The organism is Allobosea sp. TND4EK4 (genome assembly GCF_900156025.1).
Lineage (GTDB): Bacteria > Pseudomonadota > Alphaproteobacteria > Rhizobiales > Beijerinckiaceae > Allobosea.
In genome coordinates this window covers 768,287-784,143 of sequence record NZ_FTMO01000001.1, presented here as the reverse complement: position 1 = coordinate 784,143, position 15,857 = coordinate 768,287, and the positions used below count along the sequence as shown (strand labels likewise).

The following is a 15,857-nucleotide window of genomic DNA, read 5'->3' as shown; positions in this document are numbered from 1 at the left end:
CCCGGCCATGACGGTGAGGGCACGCTCCCTTCGCCCGCAAATTGCTCCAGCGGAACCAAATTCCGCCTCACGACGTTGTCTCCGCGGGGCTGGCACCGCTTGCGAATGCGTCGCGGCGGCTGCTCCGGGGGGCCGGCATCCGGCCGTGATACGGAGAATTTGCAATGAACATCCTGATTTCCCTGCTCATCACCATTCTGGTCATCGGCGTCGTGCTCTATCTCGTGCGCATGCTGCCGCTCGATGGCGCGATCAAGAACGTCGTCCAGATCATCGTCATCGTGATCGGCATCATCTCGCTGTTGCGCTATCTCGCCGTGTTCTGAGCCAAGGCCATCATTGCGAGTGTAGCGAACCAATCCAGTGGTCTCGCTCGACGTCTCCCTGGATTGCTTCGTCGCTTTGCTCCTCGCGATGACGCCAACGCGCCCCGATTGACGCTCCAGCTTCGCTCATGCACACTCGAATAGGTCCAGAGGGCCCCGGACGCACTGCGTCGCGGGGCCCTTTCCTATTGCAGGCGATATCGCGATGAACGCGCCGAACCGCACCACCCATACCCGCCTGACCTCCTACCCGGAGCCCGGCAGCGCCGCGGCGCGCTTTCCCATCCGCTGGGGGGCCGAGACCGCCGCCGAGCGCGGCCCCATCATCGCCTCGACCACGACGCCTGCCGACCGCAACGTCATCGGCGCCCATGGCGGCTCCTATTCGGTCTACCGGGCGCTCGCGATCTCGGCCCGCGCGATGAATCCCTCGCAGCGCCCCGACCTCACCAACACCTATCCGACTGCCGAGATCGTGCCGCAGCCGCAATGGGCCGATCCGAAGGCGATCGTTTCGCTCGATCCCTTCGGCCATAGCGTCGCGCAGGATTTCGGCCAGCTGATCGGCGAGGGCATCGACATCCGCCCCTCGATCGCGGTCACCAAGGCCCGTCTCAACCTGCCCGAGATCCTGGCGGCGATGGGCGCCCACCGCCTCGCAGCGGACGGGCATATCCTGCACGGCACCGGCGACATCTCCGTCACCAAGATCGCGATCGATCCGGTCTGGTACCTGCCCGGCATCGCCGAGCGCTTCGGCACCACCGAAAGCGAGCTGCGCCGCACGCTGTTCGAGCAGACGGGGGGCATGTATCCGGAGCTGGTGACGCGGCCGGACATGAAGGTCTTCCTGCCGCCGATCGGCTCGATCACCGCCTATGTCATGGGCGAGGTTTCGGCGTTGTCGGACCCGCGCAAGCGCATCGCCTGCCGCGTCCACGACGAGTGCAACGGCTCCGATGTTTTCGGCTCCGACATCTGCACCTGCCGGCCCTACCTCACCCACGGCATCGAGGAGTGCGTGAAGGAGGCCCAGAGCGGCGGCGTTGGCCTCATCGTCTACAACCGCAAGGAGGGCCGGGCGCTCGGCGAGGTGACGAAGTTCCTCGTTTACAACGCCCGCAAGCGCCAGGAGGGCGGCGATTCCGCCGCGACCTATTTCGAGCGCACCGAATGCGTCGCAGGCGTGCAGGATGCCCGCTTCCAGCAGTTGATGCCGGATGTGCTGCATTGGCTCGGCGTCACCCGGATCGACCGGCTGATGTCGATGTCGAACATGAAATACGACGCGATGGTCGAGAGCGGCATCGCGATCGGCGAGCGCGTCGCCATCCCGCCCGAACTGGTCCCGCCCGATGCCTCGGTCGAGATCGAGGCGAAAAAGGCGGCGGGCTACTATTCCCCGGAGGGCGCGCCGGGCGACAATGCGCTCAAGGCCACCGTCGGCCGTGACCTCGACAAGTTCTGAGCTGACGATGGCTGACCGGAATCCCGAGGCGGTTCGCGCCTTGCTCAAGCCCGCCACCGTTCGGGCGCGTGCCCATGAGATGCTGCAGCTCGGCCTGGCCGGCCGGCTGCTGCATTTCAACGTGCATCCGGAGCGGCTCGAAGCCTGCGCCGATGATGTGCTGGAGACGATCCGCGCCAATTACCCGACGCTGGAGATCCCCTTCCACGCGCGCTGGCGCCATTTCGTGCTGGCGGGGGATGACCGCTGGGCGCGGCTCGATGCGGAGGCCTGCTTCACTGATGCCGGTGGGCGGGGACGGGCCGCCTACGACCTCGCCATCGTCAGCGTTCTGCTTGATGCCGGCGCCGGCCCGGATTGGCGCTATCGCGACCCGCAGACCGGACGCGAGATCGGCCGCTCGGAAGGGCTCGCGCTGGCCTCGCTCGACATGTTCGCCGCCGGGCTGTTCTCGGCCGATCCGGCCGACCCGCATCGCGCCGACGCCTCGGCGCTGCGACGCCTCGATGGGGTGGGCCTGGCCGCCGGCTTCCAGGCCGGTCCCGGCAATCCGCTGCTGGCTGTGGAAGGGCGCGCGGCGCTGTTGAACCGCCTCGGCGAGGAACTGGAGCGGCAGGGGATGGCCCGCCCCGGCGATCTGTTCGACCGCTTCGCGGGCGCGGCCGAAACCGGGACCGTGCGGGCGGGATACATGCTGGGAGAGGTGCTGACGACCCTCGGCGGCATCTGGCCCTCGCGCCTGACGATCGCCGGCGTTCCGCTCGGCGACACCTGGCGCCATCCGCTGATCGCGCCGGGCGAGCCGACGGCAGGGCTGGTGCCCTTCCACAAGCTCTCGCAATGGCTGACCTATTCGCTGATCGAGCCGCTGCAATGGGCCGGCATCTCGGTGGCCGACATCGACGGCCTGACGGGCCTGCCAGAGTATCGCAATGGCGGGCTCTTCCTCGACAGTGGCGTCATCGCGCTGAAGGACGAGGCGGATCGCGCCAGGGCGCATGAGGTCTCTTCGCCCCTGGTGGTGGAATGGCGGGCGCTCACCGTCGCCCTTCTGGACGAGATCGCGACGCTCATCCGCAGCCGCCTCGGGCGGACGCGGGAAGAGCTGCCGCTCGCCAAGGTGCTGGAAGGCGGCACCTGGGCCGCCGGCCGCCGCATCGCGCGCGAAAAGCGTGTGGATGGCGGCCCGCCGTTGGCCATCGTCAGCGACGGCACGGTATTCTGACGGCTGATGACGGGGACGGCAAAGACATGGTGACGAGCTTGGACGGCGTGACGGTCGTCGATCATCCGCTGGTGCAGCACAAGCTGACGCTGATGCGGCAGAAGGATCGCTCGACCAAGAGCTTCCGGCAGCTGCTGAACGAGATCGGCATGCTGCTCTGCTACGAGGTCACGCGCGATCTTCCGACCGAGCTGGTCGAGATCGAGACGCCGCTGATGAACTCGATGCAGCCGGTGATCGCGGGCAAGAAGCTCGTTTTCGCACCGATCTTGCGGGCCGGCGTCGGCTTCCTCGACGGCATGCTGGAGCTGGTCCCGGCCGCGCGCGTCGCCCATATCGGGCTCTACCGCGACCCCGACACGCTGCAGGCGGTCGAGTATTACTTCAAGGCGCCCTCAGACATCGCCGACCGCATGATCGTGGTGATGGATCCGATGCTGGCGACCGCCAACTCGGCCGTCGCTGCGGTGGAGCGGCTGAAGGAGCGTGGCGCGAAGGATCTGCGCTTCGTCTGCCTGCTGGCGGCGCCGGAAGGCATTGCCCGCCTGCGCGGCGCCCATCCCGACGTGCGCATCTGGACTGCGGCGATCGACGAGAAGCTCAACGATCACGGCTATATCGTGCCGGGGCTGGGCGATGCCGGCGACCGGATGTTCGGCACGCGCTAAGCGAGCCGCACGCGATCCAGATATGAAAAAAGCCCGCCTCTTTCGAGGCGGGCCTTCCAACCGATCAGGCGCGAGCCGGATCGAATGACTGCAGGATCACTCGATGATCTGCACGACGCGGCGGGTCCGCGGTTCCACGATTACGGCGCGGTCGTTCACGACGGTGTAGCGATAGTTCGTCGCATTCGGGCCGTAATCGGCCGGCAGCGCATGGTAAACGACGCCCTGCTGCGGAAGCACGGTGCCTACGGCGACCGGCTCGGCATAGGTGTAGGACGGGACACGCTGCTCGACGACATAGGTCTTGAACTTCGGCTCGGCCGCGTCACCGACGATCGCGCCGACGACAGCGCCGCCCACACCGCCCACAGCCGCACCCACCGGGCCGCCGACGATGGCGCCACCGACCGCGCCGGTCGCTGCGCCGCTGGTCGCGCCACCCACGGCGCCGCCCGAAGGCTGGTTCTGGGCGAAGGCGAGTGTCGGGGCCAAGGTCAGGGCCGCAACGATAGCAATCTTCTTGATCATGGTCGTCTCCTCTCGAAGTGAGCTTCGGCGAGGACAACTGAGCGCAGAGGTGGGAGTTCCCCAGCGATCGGTCACGAGATGTTAACAGCGCGAAAGATGCGCCTGAAAGTGGTGCCCGGCCAGCACCTTGCCAGTTCATGATCCGATGCGGTGAAAACCGTGCTTTGCCGGTTCGTCCAACAAAAACGGCAGGCCGAACCGGCCTGCCGCAACTGTTCCAGGGCTCTGGCGTGACCCGGACTGCTACTTGGACGCCGCCGAAAGCACCGGCGTCAGCTTGTCGGCATCGCGCTTGATCAGGGCGGCAAACCCGGCCGGGGTGCGCTCCTCGGCCGTCGGCAGCACGGTGCCGAGGTCGAGCAGGCGCTTCTTGGTCGCTTCGTCGTTCAGTGCCTTGTTCAGCGCATCGACCAGCTTGTCGACCGCCTCCTTCGGCATGCCCTTCGGCCCGGCAATGCCGTTCCAGGCCTCGATCTGGAATTCCGGCAGCCCGGCTTCCTTGGTGGTCGGCACATCCGGCAGCGCCGGTGAACGCGTTGCCGAGGCGACGGCATAGGCCTTGATCGAGCCGGCGCGGACCTGCTCGGCGACCGAGACGATCTGGTCGCACATGAAGTCGACCTGGCCGGAGACGAGGTCGTTCAGCGCAGGTCCCGTGCCACGATAGGCGACCGAGTTGATCTTCGGCGTGCCCAGCACGCCCTTCAGCAGCGTGCAGGTCGTCCAGGAGACGGAGCCGACGCCGGCATGCGCCTCGTTCACCTTGTCCTTGTTCTCCTTCACATAGGAGACGAAGGTCTTCAGGTCCTTGGGCTCGAAGGTCTTGCGCGCCACGATCAGGATCGGCGTTCCGCCGGCGAGCCCGATCGTCTGCATGCCGTTGATCGGATCGTATTTCAGGCCCGGATAGGTCGCAGGCGCGGCCGAGAAGGTGCCGAGATGGCCCATCGCGATGGTGTAGCCATCCGGCGCCGCTGTGATCGCCCGCGTGATGCCGGTGGTGCCGCCGGCGCCCGCGACGTTCTCGATGACGATCTGCTGGCCGAGCGTCTTCGACATGTGGTCGGCGACGATGCGGGCAATGATGTCGGTGGGGCCGCCGGCCGCGAAGGGCACGATCATGGTCACCGGCTTGGTCGGATAGCCTTGCGCCTGTGCGCCGCCGACGAGGGCCAGGGTGGCGGCCGTCGCGAGGCCGAGAACGAGCTTCTTCATCGATATCTCTCCCTTTGTCCTGTTCTGGTGCGAGCTTGGAGTGCGGCCGCCTGCGGCCGCAACCCCGTCATTCGGTGAAGACCTCGTCGCGCTTCTTCGAGATCGAGGGCAGCAGCGCGATCACCAGCACGATCACGGCGACGGCCAGGAGCCCCGCGGAGATCGGCCGCTCGAGAAAGGTCAGGAACGAACCGCGCGAGATGATCAGCGCCTGCCGGAGCTTTTCCTCCATCAGCTTGCCGAGCACGAAGCCGAGCAGCATCGGGGCAGGCTCGAAGCCGAACTTGATCAGCAGATAGCCGAACAGGCCGAACAGCGCCGTGAAGGCGACGTCGAGCGGCTGGTTGTTCACCGAGTAGATGCCGATGCAGCAGAAGATCAGGATCGCCGGGAACATCAGGCGGTAAGGCACCTGCAGCAGCTTCACCCAGACGCCGACCAGCGGCAGATTGATGATCAGCAGCATCAGGTTGCCGATCCACATCGAGGCGATCATGCCCCAGAACAGCTCGGGGTTTCGGGTCATCACCTGCGGCCCGGGGATGATGCCGTGGATCGTCATCGCGCCGACCATGAGGGCCATGACCGCATTCGGCGGGATGCCGAGGGTGAGAAGCGGGATGAAGGCGGTCTGCGCGCCGGCGTTGTTGGCAGATTCCGGTCCCGCCACGCCCTCGATCGCGCCCTTGCCGAAGCGGGAGGGGTCCTTGGCGAGCTTCTTTTCCACTGTATAGCTGGCGAAGGGGCCGAGCACGGCGCCGTTGCCCGGCAGGATGCCGAGAATGCCGCCGATGAAGGTGCCGCGTACCGCGGGCGCCGCTGCCTGCTTGATGTCCTCCCAACTTGGCAGGAGCCGGCCGATCTTGGCGCGCACCACGTCCCGAGCCTCCGGAGCCTCCAGATTGCGCAGCACCTCGGCGAAGCCGAAGACGCCCATCGCCAGCACCGAGAAATCGATGCCGTCCGAGAGTGAGGCGACGCCGAAGGTCAGGCGTTCCTGCCCGGTTTCGAGGTCGGTGCCGACGGTCGAGAGCAGCAGGCCGAGCATGATCATGCAGAAGGCCTTCAGGATCGAGCCGCGCGCCAAGACGACGGCAAAACACAAACCCATCACCATCAGCGAGAAATACTCGGCCGGGCCGAACAGCAGCGCCATCTTGGTCAGCGGCGCGCCCAGCGCCGCGATGATCACGGTGGCGACGCAGCCGGCGAAGAAGGAGCCGATCGCGGCGGTGCCCAGCGCAACGCCGGCGCGGCCCTGCTTGGCCATCTGGTGGCCGTCGAGCGCGGTCACGACGGCCGTGGCCTCGCCGGGGATGTTGACCAGGATGGCGGTGGTCGAGCCGCCATATTGCGCACCGTAATAGATGCCGGCGAGCATGATCAGGGCGCCGGTGGGATCGAGCCCGAAGGTGATCGGCAGCAGGATCGAGATCGTCGCGATCGGGCCGACGCCCGGCAGGACGCCGATCAACGTGCCGACGAGACAGCCGACAAAGCACAACGCGACATTCTGCAGCGACAGCGCGACGCCGAAGCCGAGCGAGAGGTTGGAGAACAGATCCATATCGCTCAGATTCCCAGAAGCCAGGGGGCGAGCGGGATCGGCAGGCTCAGCGCGTATTTGAACAGCGCGATGCAGGCCGCCGACATCGCGATCGCGAAGATCACGAGCTGCTTCAGGTTGAGATCGTCGGCGGCGAGTCCGGCATAAAGGATCAGCAGCGGGCCGGAGACGAGCAGGCCGAGCGCAGGCACGCTAATCGGTCCGATCTCGAAGCCGCGGATCGTCAGGGCAAACAGGCAGGCGCCGCCGAGGACGAAGAACACGCCCTTCCAGGACCAGCCGGACAGCGCCTCGCCCTCATAGCGCAGCGAGCAGAACACCAGCATCAGGCCGAGGACGCCGCAGATCACCGCGAAGGCCTTGGGCAGCATGCCCGGGCCGAGCTGCCGCAGCGTGCCGGCCGAAAGATCCCATGAGAAGGCAAAGGCGCCCAGAGCGAGCACGATCATGAACAGGCCTCCGGCGAGGTCCTGCGTCGAGCGGATGCGCAGGCCTTGCCCGCGTTCGATCTGGTTCAAACTCATCGGGCTCCTCCGGCTATCGCTTCGTATCGCTCCGCCTGTCTCGGCTGGGCGGATCTTGAGTAGGGCAGGACGTGGCGCTCCTCGATCAGCGTCACGCTCTCCCGCAGGATGGACAGGAAGTCGTCGCGGGGCGGCAGCTTCTGCTGCGGGCGCCAGGCCACGCCGATCAGCGCGCCGGGCGGCGGCGGATCGAGCAGGGCTCCGCGCAGCCGCCGCAGCGTCACGCCCGGAAAGCTCAGCCGTGACACCCAGTCAGGAGCCAGCGCCATGCCGAGCCCTGCCGCGACGGCCGACATCATCGCCGGCTTCTCGGTCGCTTCGATGGTGACGTTGGGCACGGCCCCGACGCTCTCGAAATAGGACATGACGAGGTCGTAGGCATAGGGCCGGGCGCGCTTGGAGGGCACGACGAAAGGCTCGCCGACGAGGTCGAGCATGGTCAGGTGGTCGCGCGCGGCGAGCGGGTGTTTCTCGTTCAGCACGACGATGGGCCGTTCGACGCGCAGGATCTCGAAGGCGCAATCGGTCGGCTTGCGCGGCGGGCGGACGAGGGCGAGATCGAGCTTGCCGGCCTCGAGCATCTGGACCAGCGCCGTCGTCATCGCCTCGACGAACTTGATCTCGGTGCCGGGGAAGCGCTCGCGGAAGGTCATCAGCGCTTCCGGCACGAAGCTCGACGAGGCCGCGTCGATGGCGCCGACGCGCAGCACCTTGCCTGAAGCCAGCGAGGCCTCGCGGACGGCGCGCGAAGCATGCTCCATCTTGACCAGGATTCCCTTGGCCTCTTCCAGCATGATCAGGCCGGCGCGGGTCAGAGCGACCTGACGGGTCGTGCGGGTCAGGAGATTGACCCCGAGCTCATCCTCGAGGGCGCTGATCTGCCGGGAGAGGGCAGGCGGCGCGATGCTCAGCCGCTCGGCAGCGCGGCCGAAATGCAGCTCTTCGGCGACCGCGATGAAACATCGCAGCTGTCGCACATCCATCGGCGTCCCCTGTCCCCGGTATCGCTTGTTGCGATATCTCAGTCCTCGGCTGAGCCGTGAACGACTGCGGCCGGTTAGTCGACACTACAGGAATTCATAATTATTAAGCAATAATCTCTGGCTAAACATAATTGCTAAGCAATAGCCCGGCGGCGGCGAAGGGCGCGGCCGTCGATCAGGGCCAAGCCGATGCCGATCGCCGCCATGCCGAAAACATGCCGCGGCAGCAGCGCTTCGCCGAGAAAGAGGGTGCCCAGCAGGATGGCGCTGACTGGGATCAGGAAGGTCACGAGCGTGACGTTCGTGCCGCCGGCCCGCCGCATGATCCGGAAGAAGATCGCATAGGCGAGGGCGGTCGACAGGAAGGCGAGGCCGAGCAGCGCGAGCACCGTCTGCGAATTCGGCACCGGCAGCGACCAGGGCGGCGCGAAGACCAGCACGAGCGGGATGCTCATCAGCGTCGTCGCGGTGACCTGGCCCGTTGCCGTCACCAGCGGTGGCAGTGCCCGGAACCGCCGGCCATAGAGCGCGGCGAAGCCGTATGACAGGGCGGCGCCGAGACAGGCGATCTGCGGCAGCAGCGCTCCGCCGACTCCTCCGATCGCATCGGGCCCCATCAGGATCGCCACACCGGCGAGCCCGGCGGCGACGCCGGCGATCTTGGTCCCGCTCGCCTTCTCGCCGCCGAACAGATGAGCGACCACCACGCCGAAAAGGGGCGTGGTCGCGTTCAGGATCGAGGCCAGCCCGCTCCCGATCTGCGTCTGGCCCCAGAAGATGAGCCCGAACGGGATCAGGTTGTTGAGCAGCCCCATGCCGAAGAAGCCGAGCCACATGGGCCGGCCGACACGCATCGACAGTCCCGACAGCCTGACGACGAGCAGCAGCGTGACCGAGGCCAGCCCGACCCGGGCCAGCACCACCGCCAGCGGCGGCCATTGTGCGACGGCGATCTTGCCGAAGAAGAACGAGGCGCCCCAGAGCAGCGAGAGCACCAGCAGGAGCAGCCAGTCGCTCGCATCCATGGCGTTGGGGCGGGAGGTGCTGTCGGTCATGGCGGCTCGCCGGTTTGACGTCGGTTGGCAGGGCTTCGGCACCCTTTGGGGGCCTAGGCCGTCATCAAGACGCGCCGAGTCAGCAGTGTCTCTAAGGATGGGGCCTGCGGGGAGGGTTATGCCCCTCCGCCGTCGTGCCCTACCCGTTTCCTGTCCGCCTCCGTGCGAAGGCTCAGGCCGGCTCTGCCTCGCGCGCCTGCCACATCGCCTTGAAGGCGGGGCGGGAATGACAGGCGTCGAGCCAGGCCTTCACATGCGGTGCGGCCTCGAAGAGCGCGGTCGCGGGCTTGGCGTAGCGGATGATCTCCGCGACGTTGATGTCGGCCACGGTGAACCTGCCGCCCATCACATAGCCACCTCCTTCGGCGAGCGTGCGATCGAGCACCGCGAAGGGACCTGGAAGCGCCGACAGCGCCGCCTCGACCAGCTCTGGCTTGCGCTTCTCCGGCGGGTAGGCTGCGAGGTGAAACTGCAGATTGAGCGCGTGGGTCTCGCATTCGGTCGCCGCCCAGAGCGACCACATCACGGCGAGCCCTTCCTCTTGCGCATCCTTCGGCGCCAGCGGGCCGCCATGCTTGCGGGCGAGATAGAGGTTGATCGCCAGGGATTCGTGCAGCTTGAAGCCGTCATCGTCGATGCTGGGAATGTGGCCGTTCGGGTTCACGGCCAGGAAGTCCGGGTGGCGCGTGTGCAGCGGCGCGTCGCTCGCCTGCGGATCGGCGAGGCGATAGGCCTGGACCACCGGCACATGCTCGAAGGACAGGCCGAGCTCGTTCGCCAGCCAGACCACGCGCGTGGCGCGGGAGCGATAGCAGCCATAGATCGTCAGGGTCATCGGAGCGTTTCCTGCCAGGCGGTGTGACGGATGCGGCCTTCGAACGGGGCCGATTGCGAGCCGCTACCATAGGTGAGCAGAGCCGCGGGAACCAAGCGCGGCGATGCATGCCGCACCGCGGAAAAAATGGTTTGACGACGGATCGGCGCAGGTGCATTGGCAGCCACGCCGGCCCTTGCGGCCGGCTCTCACAGGACAACCAACCCCGATGCCAACCGACAGTCCCAGTCGACAGTCGAAGCCGTCTGCTGCCGCTCTGCGCGGCTGATCCGGGGACCCGGCTCAGCCCTTGCGACCGGCCCCGGACGGCCGATCGCAAGGACAAGAGCCATGACCGATACCCATCTCGCCCCTGACCTCCTCGCGGTCACGCTGGCGAAGACGCTCGCCCAGGAACACGTCGCCGACATCGTCGAGACGCTGAACGAGCAGGACAACCCCACCGTCGCGCGCATCCTGCTGGAATTGCCCTTCGAGCGCGCCGTAGAGGTGCTCGACCAGCCCGAATTCGCCGAGACCCCAGAGGTCCTCTCGCTCCTGCCGGAGGCCCGTGCCGCCGCCTTCCTGCAGGCGATGTCGGCCGACCGTGCCGCCGACGTTTTCGAGGAGCTGGAGGAGCCGTTCCGCAGCGGGATCGGCGCGCTGATCGACCGCAAGACGCATTCGGAGCTGGAGCAGCTTTCCGCCTATCCCGAGCACAGCGCCGGATCGATCATGACGACCGAGTTCGTCAGCGTGCCGTCGAGCTGGACGGTGCAGCAGACGCTCGACCATATCCGCCGCGTCGAGCGCTCGCGCGAGACGGTCTACGCGATCTATGTGCTCGATCCGCTGACGCACAAGCTGGTGCGCTCGGCCTCCCTGCGCCGGCTGATCAGCGCCGATCCCGCCGCGCCGGTCGCCTCCGCCGGCTTCGAGCACAAGCCGATCACCGTCGCGGCCGAGACGGACCGCGAGGACGTCGCGCGGCTGATCTCGAAATACAACCTGCTCGCCGTGCCGGTCGTCGACGCGTCCGATCATGTCATCGGCATCGTCACGGTCGACGACGTCATCGATGCGATGATCGACGAGACCACCGAGGACGTGCAGAAGCTCGGCGGCATGGAGGCGCTCGACGAGCCCTATAACGAGATCGGCTTCGCGCGGATGATCCGCAAGCGCGCCGGCTGGCTCTCCATCCTGCTGATCGGCGAGATGCTCACCGCCTCGGCCATGCAGGTCTTCGAGTCCGAGCTCGAGAAGGCGATCGTGCTGACCCTGTTCATCCCGCTGATCATGAGCTCCGGCGGCAATTCCGGCTCGCAGGCGACCTCGCTCATCATCCGGGCGCTGGCCCTGCGCGAGATCAGCCTGAAGGATTGGTGGAAGGTGATCCTGCGCGAACTGCCGTCAGGCCTGGTGCTGGGCTCGATCCTCGGCACCATCGGCGTCGCGCGTATCGCGCTGTGGCAATGGCTCGGCTTCTACGATTACGGACCGCACTGGGCGCTCGTCGCAGCCACGGTCGGCTGCGCGCTGATCGGCATCGTCACCTTCGGCTCGATGATGGGCTCGATGCTGCCCTTCCTGTTGAAGCGGCTGGGCTTCGACCCCGCCAGCGCCTCTGCGCCGCTGGTGGCGACGATGGTCGATGTCACCGGCCTCATCATCTATTTCGGCGTCGCGGCCATGATCCTGCGCGGCACGCTTCTGTGAGCAGCTCAGTCTCCAATCCCGTCGTCCCGGGCACGCCCGCGACGACGGTTGCGGTTCGGCCAGAACTCGGCCGGCGCTAGCTCGCCAGCACCCGCTGCGGCGGGAAGGTGATCTCCACCAGAGTGCCTTCCTTCTTGACGCTGGTGATCGACATGGCCGCGCGGTTGGCCTCGACCAGCGCCTTGGTCAGCGGCAGTCCGAGGCCCGTGCCGCCCGAGCGGCGCGTCGTCGGCACCTGCCGGAAGGGCTCCAGCGCAAGCTTCAGCTCGTCGTCGTCCATCCCGATTCCGGTGTCGCGCACCCGCAGGATCGCCTCGCCCTGGTCGCCCAGCGCCGTGGAGATGATCACCTGGCCTCCGGCATCGGTGAACTTCACCGCGTTGGAGAGCAGGTTGATCGTGATCTGGCGGATCGAGCGCTCATCGGCCACCACCGGCGGCAGCTTCGGCGAAAGCCCCGAGCGCAGCACCACCCGTCCGCGCTGCGCCTCAGGCTGGAGCAGGGCGACCGTCGAGAGGGCGATATCGTTCAGGCTGACGCTGACGAAATCGAGATCGAGCTTGCCGGCCTCGATCTTGGCCAGATCGAGCAGATCGTTGACGAGGCTGATGACGTAGCCGCCCGACTGGTGGATGTCGCGCAGATACTCCTTGTAGCGCTCGTTGCCGATCGGCCCGAAGCGCTCCTCCGCCATCACCTCGGCGAAGCCGATGATGGCGTTGAGCGGCGTCCTGATCTCATGGCTGATCTTGGCCAGCACGTCGGACTTCTGGGCGCTTGCCAGCTCGGCCGCCTTGCGGGCATCGACCAGCTCGCCCTCGGTCTTCTTCCAGGCGGTGATGTCGCGCAGCACCGCGCAGAAGCGTGATTCCGCACCGTGGGCGATCTGGCCCATGGTCATGAACAGCGGGATCTTGCCGCCCTGTCGCACCCGGCCGAAGACCTCGCGCCCGTCGTTGAGGACAGAGGCGACGCCGCCGCCTTTCAGCCCCTCGAGATAGTCGAGGGCAGGGGCATGGCTTTCATTGGCGAAAAGCAGGGTCAGCAGTTCGCCGGTCACCTCGCGCTGGTCATAGCCGAACAGCGCCTCGGCGGCCTTGTTGAGCGACAGGATGCGCCCGCGGTCGTCGACGGTGACGACACCGTCCGTGGCGGTGTCGAGCATCGCGGTGAGCTCGGCGATACGCCCGTCGCGCACCTCGGCGTCGAGCCGCAGGGCCTCGACGCGGGCGGCCGCCTCCGCTTCCTCGGCCTCGAATTCGGCGGCAAGCTCCGCCTCCTCCGCCTCTTCGGGCGTCAGCACCGGCACTTCCCCGCCACCATCGGGATGGCGGAAGGCCATCAGCATCGCGGGCTCCTCCTGCCACTCGATGCTTGAGAGGGCCGCATCCACGCTGACCAGGTGGTTCAGCCGGTCGATCAGCTTCATGGCGCCACCGCCGCTGCGCGCCGCCTCCTTGATCAGGCGGCTCACTCCGCCGGCAGACCGCAGATCGTCGAGATCGGCGTAATCGAGCAGGTCGAGCAGGGTGCGGTTGGCGTAGAGCGCCTCTTCGCCGCGGCTGACCAGAACCGCGATCGGCAGCCGGTCGAGCAGGTCGGCATGGGCATTGCGCTGACGCAGCGGAGCTGGCGGCGCAACGGCCGCCGAGGCTGCATCGGCCTCCTTCGCCTCGCGCTCCTTCACGCGCAGCGGTGCGACGGGGGGCAGGCGCGGCTCGGAGACCGGTCCGTCCTCGGCCAGCCTCGCGCCGAGCGCCTTGGCGATCTCGCGGAACGCATTGCGCTCGGCCGAGCTGAGATTCGTCTTGGACGGCTCCAGCACCGGGCGGATCGCAAGCTGCCCGTGCCGCAGCGGGACGATGTTGCCGGGCGCGACATCGGGTTCCTGGGCCGGCTCCGGGGCAGCAGCGACAGGTGGCTCGGCAGCCGCTTCGTCTTCGGCGGGAGCTTCCGCCGCCAGCGGCTCGGAATCCTGCTCGGTCTCGGGGGCTTCGGCGCGCTCACCCTGCTCGTCGTCCTGGGCAGCCGTTTCGCCGGGCGCATCGAAAGGCTCGGCCGGCACCATATCGGCGATGGCCGGAGCGTGCTGCGCGGCACCCTCGGGCTCGACGGTATCGGCCCCAGCCGTCTTCGCCTCTGCCTCAGCGGCGGCAGCCGGCTCAGGCACGTTCACATCCACCGCTTCCGGCCCGACAGATGGCGGCTCGAGGGCGGCATCAGGTTGTTCTGGCAGCGGGCCGCGCTCGCTGAGCTTTGCCAGCCCGAAGCCGCGGAAGCCGGCCAATTGCCGGTCCACGTCGAAGACCGGCACGCCCGACAGCTCGACGGGAGCGGCCTCGCCCGGCGTCGATGTCCGCCACAGCACGGTATGCCCACTCCACGTCGCGGCGTTGCCGAGCCGGTCGAGAAGCCCACCCTCGTGATCGAACAGGTTGCGGCCGAGGAGTTCGCTCCAGCGCTGCCCGACAAGGCGCGATGCAGCCTCCGCGCCGGCCAGCACCGCGACGGCGTCCGAGACCTTGGTCAGACGGCCTTCGGCATCGCTCTGCCAGAGGAAGCGAATCGTGGCCGGGAGGGGCGCTTGAGACACTGGGGCCGCGGGAGCGGGGGGCGTCTCCGCCGGAGAAGCCGATTCGGGTCGCGTGGCCAGGACGGGACCCGGCAGACTGATCCCAAGCCGTCGCAGTTCCGACGCCGGAACCGCGATGGCCAGCACATCGGCCGATCCAGGCACGGAGATGAGCTTGCAGCCGCAGGTGAGGGCGAGGGCGGCGAAGCTCGGCGTCAGCCGCAGGCGTTCCATCCGGATGCCGGCGGGCGATGCGAGGCCGCTTGCGAGCAAAGCAAGGCGTTGGCGTGTCGGCGAAGGCAGGATGGCCTGCGCAGCCTTGCCTCCCAGCAGCGCCTCTCCCGGGGCGTTGGCATAACCGAAGACGTGGCTCTCGGCGTCCCACAGCAGCAGCGCGCCGCCGGCCGCAAAGGCCCTCAGCGCCGGATCCTCATCCGCCGCCGCGCCCCGTCGCGCCCAGTCCTGTCCGGCTTCGCTCATGCCCGTGCGCTCGTTCGATCCGCGTCGTTATGGATAACAGACCCTTAATAGACGCCAAACGCACAGGAATCCATGGAACCAAAGAGGGCTCTCCCGCTTCGCGTCGAAATAGCGTTAACATCGCCGGCAGCGGGCGTCGTCACGCGATTGTCACTGCGGCGCAGCAATGTTATTGCAGTGCACAATAAATCGGTTCTGCCTGTACTAAGGAGAGTCCCCCATGAACGGCAAGCTTCCCTATGAAGTGCCCACCGAGATGCGCGAGTTCGCCGAGCGCAGCGTGGATCAGGCCCGCAAGGCTTTCGACGGGTTCATGGGCGCTGCCCAGAAGGCTGTGGACAGCGCCCACGGCTCCGCCGAGACGGCCCGCCTGAGCACTCACGAGGCCACCCGCAAGGCCATCGCCTACGCCGAGAACAACGTCGCCGCCGCCTTTGAACTGGCCCAGAAGCTGGTGAAGTCGAAGGACCTCACCGAGGTGATGCAGCACCAGTCGGAGTTTCTGAAGGCGCAGATGTCCTCGCTGCAGTCCCAGCTCAAGGAGATGGGCGCCGCGGCTCATGATGCAGCCGGCCAGGCGGCCGATGCGGCCTCCAAGGCGGCAGAAACCGTCACCAAGGCGGCGACCAAGCCGCGCTGAGCCTCTGCGGCGCCGCCTTCGGGCGGCGTTCGCTGTCGCAAGGCATGCGGCCGGGGCTGTCCCGGCCGTAACC

14 protein-coding genes are annotated in these 15,857 nt (G+C 67.4%); 6 read left to right on the top strand and 8 right to left on the bottom strand.

Translation table 11 applies throughout. The features are described from left to right. The first annotated feature begins 164 nt into the window (after nt 1-164). The 4 genes from BW981_RS22940 (at nt 165) to upp (ending at nt 3,687) form a co-directional block, all read left to right on the top strand. Nucleotides 165-326, top strand: a complete 162-nt coding sequence (locus tag BW981_RS22940; RefSeq protein WP_175624031.1) for a Thivi_2564 family membrane protein — start codon at nt 165-167, stop codon at nt 324-326. A 205-nt stretch (nt 327-531) separates the two neighbouring features. Further along, a complete protein-coding gene (locus BW981_RS03800) occupies nt 532-1,794 on the top strand; it encodes a GTP cyclohydrolase II (protein ID WP_076436310.1) in 1,263 nt (420 codons plus the stop codon). Nucleotides 1,795-1,801: 7 nt separating this feature from the next. Next, the gene (locus tag BW981_RS03795) at nt 1,802-3,019 is read left to right on the top strand and encodes a URC4/urg3 family protein (RefSeq protein WP_076436308.1); all 1,218 of its coding nucleotides are present in this window, start codon (nt 1,802-1,804) and stop codon (nt 3,017-3,019) included. A 26-nt stretch (nt 3,020-3,045) separates the two neighbouring features. Continuing rightward, entirely contained in the window at nt 3,046-3,687 is a 642-nt protein-coding gene (upp, locus tag BW981_RS03790; RefSeq protein ID WP_076436307.1) for a uracil phosphoribosyltransferase, read from the top strand. 96 nt (nt 3,688-3,783) lie between these two features. Here the strand turns inward: upp and BW981_RS03785 are convergent, their stop codons facing one another. From BW981_RS03785 to BW981_RS03755, 7 genes are all read right to left on the bottom strand, one after another. Continuing rightward, nucleotides 3,784-4,215 (bottom strand): DUF1236 domain-containing protein, encoded by a 432-nt coding sequence (locus BW981_RS03785; protein WP_076436305.1) that lies wholly within the window; start codon nt 4,213-4,215, stop codon nt 3,784-3,786. A gap of 243 nt (nt 4,216-4,458) precedes the next feature. Next, nucleotides 4,459-5,430 carry a tripartite tricarboxylate transporter substrate-binding protein gene (locus BW981_RS03780; RefSeq protein ID WP_076436303.1) on the bottom strand — a complete coding sequence of 324 codons (972 nt, stop codon included), beginning with the start codon at nt 5,428-5,430 and terminating at the stop codon, nt 4,459-4,461. 67 nt (nt 5,431-5,497) lie between these two features. Beyond that, nucleotides 5,498-6,997 carry a tripartite tricarboxylate transporter permease gene (locus tag BW981_RS03775; protein ID WP_076436302.1) on the bottom strand — a complete coding sequence of 500 codons (1,500 nt, stop codon included), beginning with the start codon at nt 6,995-6,997 and terminating at the stop codon, nt 5,498-5,500. A 5-nt stretch (nt 6,998-7,002) separates the two neighbouring features. Next, complete coding sequence (locus BW981_RS03770) at nt 7,003-7,521, bottom strand: tripartite tricarboxylate transporter TctB family protein (protein ID WP_083712123.1); 519 nt, start codon at nt 7,519-7,521, stop codon at nt 7,003-7,005. Continuing rightward, entirely contained in the window at nt 7,518-8,504 is a 987-nt protein-coding gene (locus BW981_RS03765; protein ID WP_076436300.1) for a LysR family transcriptional regulator, read from the bottom strand. The genes BW981_RS03770 and BW981_RS03765 overlap by 4 nt, the downstream gene beginning before the upstream one ends. 134 nt (nt 8,505-8,638) lie before the next feature. Continuing rightward, nucleotides 8,639-9,559 carry a DMT family transporter gene (locus BW981_RS03760; RefSeq protein ID WP_244560204.1) on the bottom strand — a complete coding sequence of 307 codons (921 nt, stop codon included), beginning with the start codon at nt 9,557-9,559 and terminating at the stop codon, nt 8,639-8,641. A gap of 172 nt (nt 9,560-9,731) precedes the next feature. Continuing rightward, nucleotides 9,732-10,394 (bottom strand): glutathione S-transferase family protein, encoded by a 663-nt coding sequence (locus BW981_RS03755; protein WP_076436298.1) that lies wholly within the window; start codon nt 10,392-10,394, stop codon nt 9,732-9,734. Between the two features lie 330 nt (nt 10,395-10,724). On the opposite strand from BW981_RS03755, the gene mgtE reads away from it, so the two are divergent. Continuing rightward, entirely contained in the window at nt 10,725-12,092 is a 1,368-nt protein-coding gene (mgtE, locus tag BW981_RS03750; protein WP_076436296.1) for a magnesium transporter, read from the top strand. A 76-nt stretch (nt 12,093-12,168) separates the two neighbouring features. Here the strand turns inward: mgtE and BW981_RS03745 are convergent, their stop codons facing one another. Continuing rightward, nucleotides 12,169-15,144, bottom strand: a complete 2,976-nt coding sequence (locus tag BW981_RS03745) for a sensor histidine kinase (RefSeq protein WP_076436294.1) — start codon at nt 15,142-15,144, stop codon at nt 12,169-12,171. A gap of 220 nt (nt 15,145-15,364) precedes the next feature. Between BW981_RS03745 and BW981_RS03740 the strand changes: the two genes are divergently transcribed. Next, the gene (locus BW981_RS03740; RefSeq protein ID WP_076436292.1) at nt 15,365-15,784 is read left to right on the top strand and encodes a phasin; all 420 of its coding nucleotides are present in this window, start codon (nt 15,365-15,367) and stop codon (nt 15,782-15,784) included. The last annotated feature ends 73 nt before the right edge of the window (nt 15,785-15,857 follow it).